The organism is Bradyrhizobium sp. RDM12, from assembly GCF_051917485.1.
GTDB lineage: Bacteria > Pseudomonadota > Alphaproteobacteria > Rhizobiales > Xanthobacteraceae > Bradyrhizobium.
In genome coordinates, this window is record NZ_CM133064.1 from 6,580,509 (window position 1) to 6,598,170 (window position 17,662).

The 17,662-nt window shown below is 64.0% G+C and carries 9 protein-coding genes and 2 pseudogenes; 5 read left to right on the top strand and 6 right to left on the bottom strand.

From position 1 onward, the window contains the following. Window positions 1–109: 109 nt before the first annotated feature. Both ACTGJ9_RS32195 and ACTGJ9_RS32200 read left to right on the top strand, forming a co-directional pair. Window positions 110–1,708, top strand: coding sequence for an IS1182 family transposase (locus ACTGJ9_RS32195; protein WP_456673270.1), 1,599 nt, complete (start codon window positions 110–112; stop codon window positions 1,706–1,708). 264 nt (window positions 1,709–1,972) lie between these two features. After that, a complete protein-coding gene (locus tag ACTGJ9_RS32200) occupies window positions 1,973–3,250 on the top strand; it encodes an acyl-CoA dehydrogenase family protein (protein WP_008138641.1) in 1,278 nt (425 codons plus the stop codon). A 129-nt stretch (window positions 3,251–3,379) separates the two neighbouring features. Here the strand turns inward: ACTGJ9_RS32200 and yghU are convergent, their stop codons facing one another. Next, a complete protein-coding gene (gene yghU, locus ACTGJ9_RS32205; RefSeq protein WP_456674331.1) occupies window positions 3,380–4,261 on the bottom strand; it encodes a glutathione-dependent disulfide-bond oxidoreductase in 882 nt (293 codons plus the stop codon). Window positions 4,262–4,538: 277 nt separating this feature from the next. On the opposite strand from yghU, the gene ACTGJ9_RS32210 reads away from it, so the two are divergent. The 3 genes and pseudogenes from ACTGJ9_RS32210 (at window position 4,539) to ACTGJ9_RS32220 (ending at window position 8,818) form a co-directional block, all read left to right on the top strand. Beyond that, entirely contained in the window at window positions 4,539–5,672 is a 1,134-nt protein-coding gene (locus ACTGJ9_RS32210; protein ID WP_456674332.1) for a nitronate monooxygenase, read from the top strand. Window positions 5,673–5,814: 142 nt separating this feature from the next. Further along, window positions 5,815–7,323, top strand: coding sequence for an acetyl-CoA acetyltransferase (locus ACTGJ9_RS32215; RefSeq protein WP_456674333.1), 1,509 nt, complete (start codon window positions 5,815–5,817; stop codon window positions 7,321–7,323). Window positions 7,324–7,421: 98 nt separating this feature from the next. Further along, a pseudogene (locus ACTGJ9_RS32220) lies at window positions 7,422–8,818 on the top strand (IS1380 family transposase). 318 nt (window positions 8,819–9,136) lie between these two features. On the opposite strand, the gene ACTGJ9_RS32225 reads toward ACTGJ9_RS32220, so the two are convergent. The 5 genes and pseudogenes from ACTGJ9_RS32225 to otnI all read right to left on the bottom strand — a co-directional run bounded on the left by ACTGJ9_RS32225 (window position 9,137) and on the right by otnI (window position 17,655). Further along, on the bottom strand, window positions 9,137–10,333 hold the full coding sequence (locus ACTGJ9_RS32225; protein WP_456674334.1) for an efflux RND transporter periplasmic adaptor subunit: 1,197 nt from the start codon (window positions 10,331–10,333) through the stop codon (window positions 9,137–9,139). After that, window positions 10,320–13,499, bottom strand: a complete 3,180-nt coding sequence (locus ACTGJ9_RS32230) for an efflux RND transporter permease subunit (protein ID WP_456674335.1) — start codon at window positions 13,497–13,499, stop codon at window positions 10,320–10,322. Before ACTGJ9_RS32230 ends, ACTGJ9_RS32225 begins: the two co-directional genes overlap by 14 nt. Window positions 13,500–13,739: 240 nt before the next feature. Then, a complete protein-coding gene (locus ACTGJ9_RS32235; protein ID WP_456674336.1) occupies window positions 13,740–15,431 on the bottom strand; it encodes a methyl-accepting chemotaxis protein in 1,692 nt (563 codons plus the stop codon). Between the two features lie 168 nt (window positions 15,432–15,599). Next, window positions 15,600–16,876, bottom strand: a pseudogene (gene otnK, locus ACTGJ9_RS32240) (3-oxo-tetronate kinase). After that, on the bottom strand, window positions 16,873–17,655 hold the full coding sequence (gene otnI, locus ACTGJ9_RS32245) for a 2-oxo-tetronate isomerase (protein ID WP_456674337.1): 783 nt from the start codon (window positions 17,653–17,655) through the stop codon (window positions 16,873–16,875). The pseudogene otnK and the gene otnI overlap by 4 nt, the downstream one beginning before the upstream one ends. Window positions 17,656–17,662: the final 7 nt, after the last annotated feature.

Consider the following 17,662-nt stretch of genomic DNA (forward strand, 5'->3'; position numbering starts at 1 on the left):
GGATGGAGCGCAGCGCAATCCGGGACCGCCAAAAGTAAGCAAGACCCGGATTTCGCTGCGAGACTGGGCAAGAATCTAGCCGTTTGTGCAGAGGAGTGTACGATTCGGTATGACGAATCGTATGTTCAAGACCGGGGTAAGCCGGGATCAGGCGAGCTTTCTTCCGCCGAGAGTGGAAGATTACGTGGCTGGCGACAACCCTGTTCGCGCCATCGATGCTTTTGTCGCAGCGCTGGACCTTAAACGGCTTGGCTTCGGCCATGCTGGGTCAGGCGGCGGGGCAGGACAACCTGCTTACGATCCCGCCGACCTGCTGAAGCTCTATCTTTATGGCTACATCAACAGAATCCGCTCCTCGCGCGCTCTTGAACGCGAGGCCGGGCGCAACCTCGAACTGATCTGGCTGATGAAGCACCTGGCGCCCGGCTATCGTACCATTGCCAATTTCCGCCGGGACAACTGGAAGGCGCTCAAGGCGGCGAACCGGGAGTTCGTGCTGCTGATGCGTGAACTCGACCTTCTGGGTGGTGAGGTGGTGGCGATCGACGGGGCGTTTTTTGATGGCAACGCCAGCAAGGCGAGCATCAAGACGCAACGCCGACTTGCCAAGCGGCTGGCGGAGATCGAACAGGAGATTGAAGCCTATGGTGCCGCGCTGGAGGCCAACGACAGCGTGGAGGCGGAACGTCCGCCGGCGGGGCCAGATGGTGGCGGGGGCGAAGGCGGCGGGGACGTCGCGCAGAAGGTGGCGACCTTGATGGCCAAGCGCACAGCCCTGAAGGCGGATTTGGCGCGGCTGGAAGAGAGTGGTCAGACGCAGTTGTCGCGAACCGATGCGGATGCCCGCTTGCTGGCAAAGAACGGCCAGGTGGTGGCGGGCTACAACGTTCAGATCGCCGTCGACGACAAGCACAAGCTGATCGTGGCGAGCGAGGTCGTCAACGACGGCAACGACACCGGCCAGCTTTACGATATAGCCAAAGCCGCGAAGGAGGAGCTTGGCGTCGAGACGCTCACGGCGCTGGCCGATACCGGTTATTACAACGGCCACACGCTGAAGGACTGCGAGGAGAACGGGATCGTGGCCTACGTTCCGCAAGCCAGGCGGACCGCGCGGCTCGAAGCGCAAGATCGCATCAGCCATGAAGAGTTCGCCTATGACACCGAAGCCAATGTCTATCGCTGTCCCGCCGGCAGGCTCCTGAGCCCGACGGACGGCCGCAAGACCAACGGCAAACGGATCGAGATCCGGTATGTCAGCCGCAAATCCGACTGCGACGCCTGCGCGCTACGCTCACGCTGCCTCTCTGCCAAGACGCCGACGCGCACCGTTTACCGCTGGGAGCATGAGGCGGTGCTCGAGCGGCATCGTGCGCGGATGCAGGACGCCGACGCCCAGATGCGACGCCGGGCAGAACTCGCCGAACATCCCTTCGGTACCCTGAAATGCCGGGCGGGCTATCGCCACTTCCTCGTTCGCGGCTTCGACAAGGTGCGCGGCGAATGGAGCCTGATGGCACTCTGCTACAACTTCTCCCGCGTGCTGAACATCCTCGGCAGCGACAGTTTCATGGCTTATCTGGCCAACCGCCATCCATATTGGGCGTTCTTGCTGCTCAAAGCCGTCTCGGCCATCGTCAACCGCCTACAAGCCAGCATGCCGCTCTCCCAAGGCAAAGTGCGCCTGACCTTCGCCATAGCCACATAATCAGCGCGCAATACAATTCTTGCCCAGTCTCTGCGCTCTGACCGGCGCATCCAGTATGCCGCGGCTCCTCCTGAATCACCGACGTCACGGATCGCCCGATTGAATTGGGCGATGACAGCGGAGCTCCATTCAAACAACATTTCAAACGCGCTTGCGAAATTCCATCGCATGGCATGGCTTGCGTGAGAAAATACGTGCTCGCCCTTTGGCCGTGCTGCGACTATTCTCCGGCCGAACGCGATCTCAGTGACCCCGGGAGGAACAATGACAAAGCACGCCTACATACCCCGCACCACCAACTACACGCTCAATCCCGGCGACGAGCTCAACGACCTCCGGATGTCGGACCAGGTCCGGCCGCTCTACGATCACGTCAGGAAATTCATTCGCGAGACCGTCGAGCCGATGTCGATCGAATTCGCCAAGGCTGGCGAAGGCAAACAGGATCGCTGGAGTTTTACACCGAAGCAGCTCGAGGTGCTCGAGGTCGCCAAGAACAAGGCCAAGAAAGAAGGCCTCTGGAACTTCTTCCTGCCCGATGACGAGACCGGCCAGGGCCTCAAGAATCTCGACTACGCCTATATCGCGTCCGAGCTCGGCAAGAGCCCGCTCGCGTCGGAGACCATGAACTGCTCGGCGCCCGATACCGGCAATATGGAGGTGCTGGAGCGCGTCGGCACCAAGGAGCAGAAGGAGAAGTGGCTGAAGCCGCTGATGAACGGCGAGATCCGTTCGGCCTATGTCATGACCGAGCCGAACGTCGCTTCCTCCGACGCCAAGAACATCTCCACCACCGCAAAGCTCGTCGGCGACGAATGGGTCATCAACGGCGAGAAGTATTACATCTCCGGCGTCGGCGATCCCCGCTGCAAGATCCTCATCGTGATGGTGAAGACCAATCCGGACGCGGCGCCGAGCAAGCAACAGTCGCAGATCCTGGTGCCGCGCGACACGCCCGGCGTCGAGGTGCTCGGGCCCATGTATGTGTTCGGGCAGGACCACGCGCCGCGCGGCCACATGCATATGCGCTTCAACAATGTGCGCGTGCCCAAGGAGAACATGCTGCTCGGCGAAGGCCGCGGCTTCGAGATCTCGCAGCTCCGGCTCGGGCCGGGCCGCATCCATCACTGCATGCGCACCATCGGCAAGGCCGAGAAGGCGCTCGACCTGATGGTGCAGCGTGGCCTCACCCGCGAAGCCTTCGGCAAGAAGATCGCACATCTCGGCGGCAACATGCAGATCATCGCACAGGCGCGCTGCGAGATCGAAGCGATGCGGCTGATGGTGCTGAAGGCAGCGAAGGCCATGGACGTGCTCGGCAACAAGGAGGCCCGCGTCTGGGTCTCCATGGTCAAGGCCATGGTGCCGGAGCGCGCCTGCAAGATCATCGACCAGTCGATCCAGATGCACGGCGCCACCGGCATCTCGCACTGGACGCCGCTGGCCGAGATGTACCAAGACGTGCGCCACCTGCGCTTCGCGGATGGTCCGGACGAGGTGCACTGGATGGTGGTGGGTCGCCACGAACTGAGCATGGCATGAGCCTTCGCCTGGCGCTGCAATCGTAGGGTGGGCAAAGGCGCGCTCTTCGCGCGCCGTGCCCATCATCGCGGCTTCGCAAGAAGATGGTGGGCACGCTTCGCTTGCCACCCTACGAGATCACAGATGCGGCTACGACGCAGCAGCCACTTCGCCGATCTTGTCCTGGGTCTTGGTCTCGAAATCAGACGCGTCGTGGCGTTCGTGCAGCTGGCTGGCGGGATCGCCGGAGACGCGGTTGACCATGCGGCCGCGCTTCACGGCCGGGCGCTTTGCGATCTGGTCGGTCCAGCGCTGCACGTTCTTGTAGTCCTGCACCGACAGGAACTCGCCGGCGCCGTAGACCAGCCCCTTGGCCAGCGCGCCGTACCAGGGCCACACCGCCATATCGGCGATGGTGTAGTCCTTGCCCGCGAGATATTCGTTATCGGCAAGGCGCCGGTCGAGCACGTCGAGCTGCCGCTTGACCTCCATCGCGAAACGATCAATCGCGTATTCGATCTTGAACGGTGCGTAGGCGTAGAAGTGGCCGAAGCCGCCGCCAAGATAGGGCGCGCTGCCCATCTGCCAGAACAGCCAGGACATGGCTTCGGTGCGGGCCTTGATGTCCTTCGGCAGGAAGGCGCCGAACTTCTCGGCGAGATAGAACAGGATCGAGCCGGATTCGAATATCCTGATCGGCTCAGGGCCGGAGCGGTCCATCAGCGCCGGGATCTTCGAGTTCGGATTGATATCGACGAAGCCGCTGCCGAACTGGTCGCCACTGCCTATTTTGATCAGCCATGCATCGTATTCGGCACCCTTGTGGCCGAGCGCCAGAAGCTCCTCCAGCATCACCGTCACCTTGACCCCGTTCGGCGTCGCCAGCGAATAGAGCTGGAAGGGATGCTTGCCGACCGGCAGCTCCTTGTCGTGGGTGGGCCCGGCAATCGGCCGATTGATGCTGGCGAACTGACCGCCGTTCTCCTTGTTCCAGGTCCAGACTTTTGGCGGCACGTAGGCGATATCGGTCATGCGGGGGCTCCGGCGAAAAGATGCGCCTGCATTAATTAGCCCGCTGACGGCCAATGGCAAGGCCTGCCCGGTCTGCACGAGACGCGGAGCTCACGTCCGGGTCATGCAGCATGACCTTGCCGAAGTAGGCCTGGAATAGAAGCCGCCCCGCCGAGCTGAGCCCCCGCGTGCGGCCTGGCACGCAACACGGCGTGTGCACGCAAGATGCGTTGCCAAATCCGGATTGGCATTGCGCAACACGATGGACTAGCAACGTGAACGCCGCCGGGAGAGGACCATGAAATCACCGATTTGCGACATGCTGGGCATCGAGTTTCCGCTGCTCGCCTTCAGCCATTGCCGCGATGTCGTTGCTGCCGTCAGCCGCGCCGGCGGCTTTGGCGTATTAGGTGCCACCGTGCACACGCCGGATACGCTCGAACGCGAGCTGAAATGGATCGACGACCACGTCGACGGCAAGCCCTACGGCATCGACGTGCTGATCCCCGAAAACATCTCGACCGCGGGCGAGAAGGACGTCACCTGGAAGAGCCTGGAAGCGCGCGTGCCGCGGGAGCACCGCAAATACACGCGCGATCTCCTGAAGAAACACGACATCGAGCTGACGACGACTGATGTGGCCGACGACCAGCCGCAGCCGTTCGATGCCGAGACCGCGCTGGAGCTGCTGAAAGTCTCCTTCAATCATCCGATCCGGCTGATCGCGAACGCGCTGGGCGTGCCGCCGAAAGCGATGATGGAGATGGGCAAGAAGCACAACGTGCCGGTTGCGGCCCTCGTCGGCGCCAAGGAGCACGCGTTGCGCCAGGTCGCGGCCGGCGTCGACATCCTCGTGGTGCAGGGTACCGAAGCCGGCGGCCATTGCGGTGAGGTTTCCACCATGGTGCTGGTGCCGGAGGTGATCAAGGCGATCAAGCCGATCCGCGACGTGCCGGTGCTGGCAGCCGGCGGCATCATGACGGGCGGGCAGATGGCGGCCTGCATGGCGATGGGCGCCGCCGGCGCATGGACTGGTTCGGTGTGGCTTGCCACCGTCGAATCCGAGACCTCCGAGATCTTTCGCGAGAAAATGATCGCGGCATCGTCCCGTGATGCAATCCGCTCGAAGGGCCGCACCGGAAAACCGGCGCGACAGCTCCGTTCGGTGTGGACCGATGCCTGGGACCGCGCGCCCGAAAGTCCCGGCGCGCTGCCGATGCCGCTGCAAAGCATCATCAGCCGTGACGCCTTCGACTCCATTGATCGCGCCGCGGCCGCCGGCAACGCCAGGGCGCGCGATTTGGTCAGCTATTTTGTCGGCCAGGGCGTCGGCCTGATCGATAGCGTGAAATCGGCCGGCGCCGTGGTGCAGGAGTTCAAGGAAGATTTTGCCGAAGCCGTCGAGCACATGAATGCGCTGGTGGCGGAGTGATGGTGTGCCGACCCTCATGGTGAGGAGGCGCGCAAGCGCCGTCTCGAACCATGAGAGCCGCGGCCCATCCTTCGAGACGCCTGCTTCGCAGGCTCCTCAGGATGAGGTCGGAGATATCTGAGAGAGTGAAGAAGCAAGAACAATGACGAGTTTTTCCCCTGACCGCATCCCCGTCATCGTCGGCATCGGCGAGATCGTCGACCGCCCCAAGGAGATCGCCGAGGGCCTCGAGCCGCTCGATCTGCTCGAACAGGCGCTCCGACGCGCGGAAGCTGACGCCGGCGCGAAGCTGCTCGGTGAGATGCAATCGCTCGACGTCGTCAACTTCCTGAGCTGGCGCTATCGCGATCCGGAGAAGCTGCTTGCGCAACGGCTCGGCGTCTCCCCGGCGCATTGCTATTACGGGCCGGTCGGCGGCGAGAGCCCGATCCGCTTCATTCATGAGACAGCCAAACGCATCGCGCGCGGCGAATGTACCGTCGCCGCGGTCTGCGGCGCGGAAGCGCAATCGACGGCAACCAAGGCAGAGCGCGCGGACGTCAAGCTGCCATGGACGCCGTTCGCGCACGATGTCGCAGAGCCGAAGCGCGGCGCTGCGTTCCAGAAGCCGCTGGCCGTCAAGCTCGGCGTGTTCCGCCCCGTCACTGTCTATCCGTTCTATGAAGCGGCATCGTCCGCGCATTGGGGCCAGACACCGCGCGAGGCGATGGCGGAATCGGGCACGCTGTGGTCGCGCTACTCGGCGGTCGCCGCGCAAAATCCCAACTCCTGGCTGAAGCGGCGCTATGCGCCGGAGGAGATCACGACGCCGGCCACGGACAACCGGCTCATCGCATGGCCCTACAACAAGCTCATGGTCGCCAACCCAAGCGTCAACATGGGCGCCGCACTCCTGCTCACCAACCTTGCCAAGGCGCGCGCGGCTGGCATTGCTGAGGATAAGCTGGTCTACCCGCTCGGCGGCGCCTCGGCAGAGGAGCCGCGCGACTATCTCGTGCGCGACCAGTTTTACGAGAGCCATCCGCAGAACGCGGTGCTGAAGGCCGTGATGGACATCGCCGGCGGCGACGCCAAAAAGTTCGATGCGATCGAGCTCTACAGCTGCTTCCCTTGTGTGCCGAAAATGGCGCGGCGGACGTTGGGCCTGGGCGCGGACGTGCAGCCCACGGTGAACGGCGGGCTCACCTTCTTCGGCGCGCCGCTCAACACCTACATGACGCATGCAGCGTGCGCGATGGTGCGGCGCCTGCGCGGCGGCCACAAGCTCGGCCTGCTCTATGGCCAGGGCGGCTTCGTTACCAAGCATCACGCTCTGGTGGTGTCGAAGACGCCGCCACACGAAGCGCTGGCGCAGGAAACCAGCGTGCAAAGCGAGGCCGACCGCAACAAGCGCGCGGTGCCGGAGTTCGTCACGGAGGCTTCAGGCAAGGGGAAGGTCGAGAGCTTTACGGTGCTCTACGGCCGTGGCGGCGATGCCGAGCACGGCGTGGTGATGCTGCGCACGGCGGATGATCGGCGCACTCTGGCGCGAGTTACAGCGAGCGATAGTGCGACGCTGGGGCATCTGTTGAACGTGGACAAGACGCCCGTCGGCTCAATTGGCGAGATCACCATGGCTGCCGATGACGTGCCGGAGTGGTGCGTGGCGTAGCTAGCCCGCATTTCTCACAGTGTTGAGGCGCATCGGGGCGCGAATCAGCGAAAGTTCTTTTGCGAGAAGGACTTCGCGGTGATTCAAGGAATGCCCCGATGCCGGCACAGTGTAGCGCAGAACGGTTTGATTTTGAGAGGTGGAAGGCCGCATCGTGGAAGCGGCTTTTGATGGTGGCCTGGTGACGTCGGATGCGGGCGCGCTGCTGCTGGGCGCGTCTGATCGGGCGATTGATCTGGTGGGGCGCTTTGCCGATTGCTTTCGCGATCATCGCCGGGTGGACTTGATCGAGCACGCAGTCGGAACGTTGGTCGGACAGCGGGTCTTTGGCATCGCACTTGGCTACGAAGACATCAACGATCACGACGAGTTGCGGCACGACCCGCTGATGGCGGTGCTGGCGGGCAAGCTTGTTGCCAGGCGCGAGGACTGCGCACCGGTGGCCGGCAAGTCGACGCTGAACCGGCTGGAACTGGGCCGGGAGGAACCTTCGCGCTATCACAAGATCGCCTACGACGCGGCGGCGATCGAGGCGTTGCCGGTGACGCTGTTCCTGGAGGCGCACAAGCGACCGCCGCCGCAGATCATCCTCGATCTCGACGCCACCGACGATCCTCTGCACGGGCATCAGGAGGGGCGCTTCTTCCACGGCTATTACGACTGCTACTGCTATCTGCCGCTGTACGTGTTCTGCGGCCGGCATCTGCTGGCGGCCAAGCTGCGGCGCGCCGACATCGATGCCAGCGCAGGCAGTGTCGCGGAGATCGCGCGGATTGTCCGGCAAATCCGCGCCCGCTGGCCGTTCGTGCGCATCGTGCTGCGCGCCGACAGTGGCTTTGCGCGCGAGGCGCTGATGGCGTGGTGTGAGCAAAACCGCGTGGATTATCTGTTCGGGCTCGCCCGCAACACGCGCCTGGTCGCCATGATCGAGGAGGAGCTCGCCGCGGCGAGAGCCACAGCCGAGACGACCGGCCAACCGGCACGCCGCTTCAAGGACTTCCAATGGCGTACGCGCGACACCTGGAGCCAGGAGCGCCGCGTCGTCGCCAAGGCGGAGTGGACGCAAGGCGAGGCCAATCCGCGCTTCGTCGTCACCTCGCTCAAGCGCAGCGCGGCGGGCGTGCGGCAGCTCTATGAGGACATCTACTGCGCCCGCGGCGACATGGAGAACCGCATCAAGGAGTGCCAGCTCGATCTCTACGCCGACCGCACCTCGGCCGCCACCATGCGCGCCAACCAGCTGCGGCTGTGGTTCGCCTCGATGGCCTATGTGCTGATCTGTGCCCTGCGGCGCATCGGCCTTGCCGAAACCACCTTTGCGGACGCCACCTGCGGCACCATCCGCCTCAAGCTCCTCAAGATCGGCGCACTGGTGCGCATCAGCGTCCGCCGCATCAGGATCGCCATGGCCTCGGCCTGCCCAGCCGCTCAGCCGTGGGGACACGCGGCTCGTCGCCTGGCCGAAGCCGCCAAGGCTCGCGCCTCGCCGGCCTGACACGCGACGCTGCGACGCGCTCAATCGGCGGCATCACCAACAGGCCCAACGGAGACATTCAAAACCAAATCGCCGGCTGCGCCTTCAGCGCCACGGCTCCCCGTTGCCTTGCCAAATCCTCCTATCCTCCGTCGCTGAGCAATCGGTCGTGTGAGAAATGCGGGCTAGCTCTCGTGTCCCGGACGCGGTGCGGCATGCAATGCCGCTCCGCTGCGCCGGGACCCAGCAAGCAACACGGTACTTTGAGGAGAGATGGGCCCCGGCTCAGCAGCGCACCACTTCGTGCTGCGCTGCGTCCGGGGCACGAGACCGCCTTAGCTAGCCCTTCGGCGCCTGCTTCTCCGAGGCAGTTGCCGGCTTGCCACCGGCGCCGACGACACGCACCTGGTCGCCGTCGGAAAGTCCGTCCGGCGGGGCAGTAATGACGCGGTCGTCCGGCGCGATGCCTGAGGCGAGTTCGATTTCCTTGCCGAGGTCGCGGGCGATGGTCACCGTCTTGAACTGCACCTTCTCGTCCGCACCGACGGTCGCAACACGCAGTCCACTGCCGTTGAAGATCAGAGCGCTGGCGGGAATGCTGAGCGGTGCGGTGTCGCGCTGCAGATTGAGCTTCACGCTGGCGTAGCCGCCGGGCATCAGCTCGCCGTTGGAATTGTCGAGCCCAAGCTGCATCCGGGTGGTGCCCGAGGCAACGTCGACGGCCTGGGAAGAGGCTTCCACGGTCGCCTGGAAGGTCCGGTTCGGATATTCCGGCATCACGATGGAGGCCTTGGCGCCGATCTTGATCGCCGGCACGTAGTTCTGGGGAACGTTGACATAGACGCGCAGCTTGGTGATATCGGAGACCACGAACATCGCCGGGCCCGAGCCGCCGCCGGCATTGATCAGCGCGCCGACGTCGGTGTCGCGCGCCGTGACCACGCCGTCGAACGGCACGGTGATCTTCTTGTAGCCGGCGAGCGCCTCGAGCCGCTCGACATTGGCCTGGGCGGAATGGACCGCGGCGTTCTTGTTGGAGAGATCGGCGGTGCGCTCGTCGATCTCCTGCGCCGAGACGAAGTTGGAGGCGACCAGCGTCTTGCGCCGGTTCAGGGTTGCTTCCGAGAGCTTGGCGCTGGCCTGCTGGCTGGCGAGGTCGGCGCGGGCCTGCAGGAGCTGCTGGTCGAGGTCGGGCGCCTCGATCTCGGCGATCACCTGGCCGGCCTTGACGCGGGCGCCGATGTCAGCGCTCCAGCTTTTGAGATAGCCGGAGACGCGCGCGAAAATCGGAGCGCGATAATAGGCCTCGAGGCGGCCCGGCAGGTCGATGGTGGAAGTGAGCGATTTGGCGTTGGGCAGGGTCACCGCAACGCTGGGAACGGCCTGGTCGTCGGTCCATTCCTTCAGCTTGGAGCCCTGCTCCTCGCGGGCGCGGATGCCGGTGCCGACCACGAGGCCAGCCGCAATCAGCGCCACCACGCTGAAAATGCCCAGTTTCCGGCGCGACACCGGCGAGCGGGGTTCAGTGGGCGACATGCGGAGTCTCCAATGGGGCGGCGGCCTTGGCGCCTTGTTTCTTGTGTACCATACTGAACACCACGGGAACAAATATCAGCGTGGCGAAAGTTGCAAAGATCAGGCCGCCGATCACGGCGCGGCCGAGCGGCGCGTTCTGCTCGCCGCCCTCGCCCAGCCCCAGCGCCATCGGCGCCATGCCGATGATCATGGCGAGCGCGGTCATCAGCACCGGCCGGAATCGGACGAAGCCGGCTTCCAGCGCGGCCGCGATTGGGTCGCCGAGTTCCTCATAGCGCTCGCGGGCAAAGGAGATCACGAGCACGCTGTTGGCGGTGGCCACGCCCATGCACATGATCGCGCCTGTCAGCGCCGGCACTGACAGCGTGGTCTGGGTCGTGAACAGCATCCAGACGATGCCGGCAAGGGCTGCCGGCAACGCCGTGATGATCACGAACGGATCGGACCAGGACTGGAAGTTCACGACGATCAGGAAGTAGATCAGCACGATGGCACCGAGCAGGCCGAACAGAAGGCCGGTGAACGCGCTGTTCATGGTCTGCACCTGGCCAAGCAACGCCACGGACGAGCCCTTCGGCACGTCCTTGGCTGTATCGGCGACGGCCTGGCGGATGTCGGTTGCGACCGCGCCGAGATCTCGGCCCGAGGTCGTGGCGAAGATCTGCACGAGGTTTTGAATGTCGTACTGCGACACCACCGCGCTCGAGGTTGCACGCTTGATGTCGGCGATGCCGCCGAGGATCGGCGACTGCGAGGCGCCGGCCGCGGTGATCGGGAGCGTCTGCAACGCACTGAGCGAATCGATCTGATATTGCGGCGTCTGCGTCACGATCGAATAGGATACGCCGTTGTCCGGGTTGAGATAGTAGGTCGGCGCGACCTGTGAGGAGCCTGCGAGATTGACCACGAGACTGTTGGTGACGTCGCGCTCGGTCAGGCCGACATATTGCGCGCGGGTACGATCGACATCGATGTTGAAGGTCGGCAGGTTCGGCGACTGCTGGATGCGTGCATCAGCAATGCCTGGAATCCGGCGGACCCTGGCGAGCAACTTGTTGGCATAGGCGAAGTTGCCGTCGAGATTGGCGCCGCGGATCTGCAGGTCGATCGGCGCCGGCGCGCCGAAATTCAGGATCTGACTGACGATGTCGGCCGGCAGGAAGGCGAAGCTGACGCCCGGGAACAGCCGTGGCAGCTGCTCGCGCAGCACCTTCACATGCTCTTCGGTCGGCTTGTGACCTTCCTTCAGCTTGATCTGGATGTCGCCGTCCTGCGGACCGATCACGCCGGTGTTGTTGTAGGTCATGTTGATACCGGAGATCGGCATGCCGATGTTGTCGGTCATGGTCTCGATCTCGCCGGGAATCAGCTTGCGCACCGCCTTCTGCACATCCGCGAGCTGGTTGGCGGCCTCCTCGACGCGGGTGCCGACCTGGGTGCGCACATGCATCAGGATGTTGCCGGCATCGACGGCGGGGAAGAAATTGCGCCCCAGGAACGGCACCAGCGCGAAGGACGCACCGACCACGCAAAGGAATCCGATCACAAACACTGCGCGATGCGCCAGCGCCATGCCGAGCAGGCCGCGATAGCCGCCGCGAATACGCTCGAACCGCGCCTCGAATCCGCGCTGGACCCAGACCAAGGGATTGCGCGACTTCGGTGGCTCGCCCTCATGATGGACGTGCGCATGCAGCAGATAGTTCGCCATGGTCGGCACCAGGGTGCGCGACAGGATGAACGACCAGATCATCGCGAACATCACCGCTTCGGCCATCGGCACGAACAGGAACCGCGCGACACCGGTGAGGAAGAACATCGGCACGAACACGATGCAGATGCAGAGCAGCGAGACGAAGGCTGGCGTCACGATCTGGTTGGCGCCGTCGAGGATCGACTGCTCGACCGGCTTGCCCTGCTCGAGATGGTAGTTGATGTTTTCGATGGTCACCGTGGCGTCGTCGACGAGGATGCCGACTGCCAGCGCAAGGCCGCCGAGCGTCATGATGTTGAGCGTCTCGCCGATCGCCGAGAGCATGACGATCGCGCCGAGCACGGACAGCGGGATCGAGACCGCGATGATGACCGTCGAGCGCCAGCTGCCGAGGAACAGCAGGATCATCACGCTGGTGAGCAGCGCCGCAATCACGCCTTCGAAGGCGACGCCCTGAATCGCGCCGCGAACGAACACCGACTGGTCGCCGATGAAGCCGATCTTCAGCGCATCCGGCAACTGATCCTTGACGTCGATGACCTTCTGCTTGATGCCGGCGATGATATCGAGCGTCGAGGTCGCGCCCGCCTTGAGCACCATCATCAGCACCGAACGGTTGCCGTCGACGTGGACGATATTGGTCTGCGGCGGATTGCCGTCGCGCACGGTAGCGACGTCGCGCACATAGACCATCGCGCCGTTGACGGTCTTGATCGGCAGATTGCCGAGCTCGTCGATCTTGAGCGGCGAATTGTTGAGCTGGATGCTGTACTCGAAGGTGCCGATCTTCTGGGTGCCCACCGGCGTGATCAGGTTTTGGGCCGCGAGCGCATTGGCGACGTCCTGGCCGGACAGACCACGGGCCTGCAGCGCGGTCGGATCGAGGTCGATCTGGACCTGGCGCTGCTTGCCGCCGAACGGATACGGGATTGCCGCACCGGGCACGGTGACAAGCGGCGTGCGGAGCTGGTTGATGCCGATGTCGGCGAGGTTCTGCTCGGTCAGGCCATCGCCCGACAGCGCGACCTGGATGATCGGCACGGTCGAGGCGGAGTAGTTCAGGATCAAGGGTGGCGTCGCGCCCGGCGGCATCTGCTTCAGCAGCGTCTGCGAGATCGCCGTGACCTGCGCATTGGCGGTGCGGATGTCGACATTCGGCTGGAAGAAGATCTTGATGATGCCAAAGCCGTTATAGGAATTGGCGGTGATGTGCTCGATGTCGTTGACGGTCGTCGTCAGCGCCCGCTGGAACGGCGTGGTGATGCGGCCGGACATCTGGTCGGGCGGCAGGCCGGTGTACTGCCAGACCACGCCGATCACGGGGATGCGGATGTCCGGGAAGATGTCGGTCGGCGTCCGCAGCGCCGCCAGCGGCCCGATGATCAGGAGCAGAAGGGCCAGCACGACAAACGTGTAGGGCCGGCTCAGGGCAATACGGACCAGAGCAATCATTCGTCAGGCAATTCCAAATCGGGGGACAAGGAACACGCCCCCGCGGGTTCCTCGGCTGATTTACCCGAACATCACCGAAATGGCCAATGGCAGCGCCTCACGCGCGGTCAATTCCTTGCTAGTGCACCGCGAAATCGCATTTCAGATATGCAGCCTCTGTCCGCAAGACGGGAGGAGCCTTCAATACCGCAGAAAGCGGCGCCCGAGGCGCCGCTTTCAGAGCTGGTATCGTTTTCAGGTTTACGCCGCGCGGACGTTGGTCAGGAATTTGCTGACCTCGGTTTTTAGTCGAGTGCTATCGTTGGACAGCATCTGCGCGGCCGATAGCACCTGCGAGGAGGCGGTGCCGGTCTCGGTGGCGCCGCGCTGCACGTCGGTGATGTTGGACGAGACCTGCTGGGTGCCTTGGGCCGCCTGCTGGACGTTGCGGGCGATTTCCTGGGTCGCAGCACCCTGCTCTTCCACAGCGGCCGCAATCGCCGAGGAGATTTCCGCGAGGCGCTCGATGGTCGAGGAGATCTCCTTGATCGCACCGACCGAGTCGTTGGTCGCCGCCTGGATGCCGGAAATCTGCTGGCCGATTTCACCGGTCGCCTTGGCGGTCTGCTCGGCAAGCGCCTTCACCTCGGAGGCGACCACCGCGAAGCCGCGGCCGGCCTCACCGGCGCGTGCCGCCTCGATGGTCGCGTTCAGTGCCAGCAGGTTGGTCTGGCCGGCGATGGTATTGATCAGTTCGACGACGTCGCCGATGCGCGAAGCGGCTTTCGACAGCTCGCTGACGCGCTCGGTGGTGGCACGGGCCTGGCCGACGGCGTCGCCCGCCATCCGCGCCGATTCCTGCACCTGGCGGCTGATCTCGCCGACCGAGGAGGCCATCTCTTCCGTCGCCGAAGCCACCGACTGGACGTTGGTGGAAGCCTCTTCCGAAGCAGCGGCGACAGTGGTCGCCAGCCGCTGCGAGCGATCGGCGGTTGAAGTCAGGGTCGAGGCCGAGGATTCGAGCTGGGTCGAGGCCGACGACACGGTCTGGACGATCTCGCCGATCAGGCTTTCGAAGTCGCGGGTAATGCCGTCGACGCGGCGGCCGCGCTCGATCTTGGCTTCGGCATCGGCCGCGGCGGCCTGGTCCGCTGCCTTTTTTGCGATCAGCGCTTCCTTGAATACCTGGAGCACGTCAGCCATGGCGCCGATCTCGGTCTTCTCGCCGCGATGCGGGACTTCCGCGCTCAGATCGCCGCGGCCCAGCGCCTGCATCGGCTGGATGATCGAGTTGATGCCGCTGGAGACGTCCTGGACGAGATAGAAGCTCACGCCAATACCGATGATGACGGCAGCGCCGAGGATGATCGCGACGAGCACGAAGGCGTAGTAATAGGTGTCGGAGGCGTCGACGGACGCCTGATCGCCACCCTTGGTGTTCAACTCGATGTCCTTGGCCAGAATGGCGTCGGCCTCAAGCCCGATCTTGTTGACCGTCTTGGTGTTCAACTCGTGCGCCTCGTGCGGAACCTTGCCTGCCTCCTTGCGCGACAACGCCATGACTTCCTGGGTGCCCTTCCTGTAGTCATCCCAGGTCTTGGACCACTGGCTGTAAAGCGCGCGCTCCTCGGGCGAGGTGATCATCGTCTCGTAGCTTTTGCGGAATCCCGTGTTGGCCTCGACCACGGTCGCGAGCGTCTTCTCCGCCGCGAGCTTCTCCTCCAGCGTTTCCGCCAGCATGTGCTCACGGATGACGTTGCGGTAGGTGATGACGCCGGCGCGCAGATCGCCGATCACACGCACGCTGGGCATCCAGTTCGTGGTGATATCGACCGTGTTGGCGTTGATCGTCCGCATCTTCATGACGGCGAGCAGGCCCATGCCGGTCATCGCGACCAGCAGGAACGCCACGACACTGATGATCTTGGCGCGGATGGAGAGAGAGGCGAACATAATGGGTCTCTTTAGCTGGGCGCGATCTCGCGTCCGGGAATTTACGAATCAACCAAAGGGAGCAGTGCCGACATCACCCAACAAAGCATCTGAGCAGATGTGAACGCTGACTCCTCACGGGGTAAGGAACCCGAAAGAGATGAACAGGGGGATAAGAATGCCCCGCGCTCAGCGCATGAGCCCAATCGCGTCCGAAAAAAACTGCGCTCCACCGAAATTTCCGGATTTCAGAGCAAGCAACATGCCGCCTTTTTCAGCACCGACGGCGTGCAGCACCGGGACCCCGCAGCGATCTCCACTCCGACGAGAAATCCGGGAATCCTCAACCGGTCGACCACAGCACCCGACGTCTCGCCGCCGGCGACGATCAACCGCCGAACGCCTGATTTCACTAGGCTTTCGGCGATGTCGGCCATCGTCTGCTCGATGGCGTGTCCTGCGGCGTCGCGGCCGTGACGCGCCTGGAGCGCAGCAACCTCAGCCGGCGTCGCGCTCGATGCAATCAGCACTGGCCCCTGGGCCAATCGCTCTTTCGCCCAGTCCAGCGCACGCTGCGTTTCGTTCGCGCCCGTAAGAATACGGTCAGGGTCGAGACGGAGCACCGGCATGACCCGTTCGGCACTGGCAATCTGCTGCAAGGTGGCTTGCGAGCAGCTTCCGACCAGGCACGCCACGTGTCCGCCGACGGCGGCGCCTTGGTCGCTGCCTGTGGTGGCCGACTTGACCTTGCCGGTCGACACCAGCGCGCGCGCGAGCCCAAGGCCGATACCGGAGGCGCCGACCGACAGCCGGTGCTCTGCGGCGACAAGGCCGATGGTTTCGAGATCGCGGTCGAACACGGCGTCGATGATGGCGGCGCCGATAGCCTTGCCTGATAGTTCGGCAAGCCGGGCGTGCACGGCCTCCGCCCCGCACGAGAGGGTCGCGAGATCGACGAGACCGATCTGCGTCTTGCTCTGGCGCGCCAGCACGCGCACCAGATTGGAATCATGCATCGGGTTGAGCGGATGATCCTTCAAGGGGCTCTCGTTCAGCGGCACGGCGCCGACGAACAGATTGCCCTGATAGACGGTGCGGCCGGTCTCGGGGAAAGCCGGCGTCACCAGCACGACCGGCTCGCCGCAATCGGCGCGCAGCGCGTCCATCACAGGGCCGATGTTGCCGGCGTCGGTGGAATCGAAGGTCGAGCAAATCTTGAACAGCACGTGGCTCGCGCCGCGACCACGCAGCCATTTCTCGGCCGCGCGCGAGCGCGAGACCGCAAGCCCCGCCTCGATCGAGCGGCTCTTCAGCGACACCACGATGGCGTTGACTTCCGGCAGCTTCAAATCGTCAGCGGGGACGCCGATGGTCTGCACCGTGCGCAGGCCCGCGCGCGTGAGCGTGTTGGCGAGATCCGAGGCGCCGGTATAGTCGTCGGCGATGCAACCTAACGCAAGTGTCACGGTTTCACTCCCGCATAGGGCTTGAACCAGGCGAGCCCATCGATGGTCTTGCCGCGCGGATTGTATTCGCAGCCGACGAATCCGGCATAGCCGAGCCGGTCGAGCTCATCGAGCAGGAACGGATAATTGAGCTCCTCGCCGTCGGGCTCGTTGCGCGAGGGAATGCTGGCGATCTGGATGTGCCCGATGATCGGCATCATCTCGCGCAGTCGCATGGTGACGTCGCCATGGATGATCCCGCAATGATAGATGTCGAACTGAAGTTTCAAATTGGGAAGCCTCAGCTCCTGGATCAAATCGCGTGCGAAGCCGAAATCGTTGAGGAAATAACCTGGGACGTTGCGAGCGTTGATCGGCTCGAGCACGATGTCGATGCCATGCGGCGCGAAGAATTCCGCGGCCCACGTCACCGACTTGTAGAAAGCCTCGATTGCGACCCGTTCGCCTCGGTTGGCGATGCCCGCCATCAAATGCAGTCGCTTGACGCCGGTCGCCTTGGCGTAAGGCAGCGCCGTCTCCAGGCTCGCCTTGAGGTCGGCAAAGCGCGCCGGCAGTGCGGCAAAACCTTTCTCGCCGGCATTCCAGTCGCCCGGCGGCAGGTTGAACAGCGCCTGTGTCAGGCCGCTGCGCTTGAGCCGCTCGCCGATCGCTTCGACCGGATGCTCATAGGGAAAGAGAAACTCGACGGCGGTAAAGCCGGCTTGCGCGGCGGCGTCGAACCGGTCGAGGAACGGCACCTCGGTGAACATCATCGAGAGGTTGGCGGCGAAACGGGGCATTGGAATC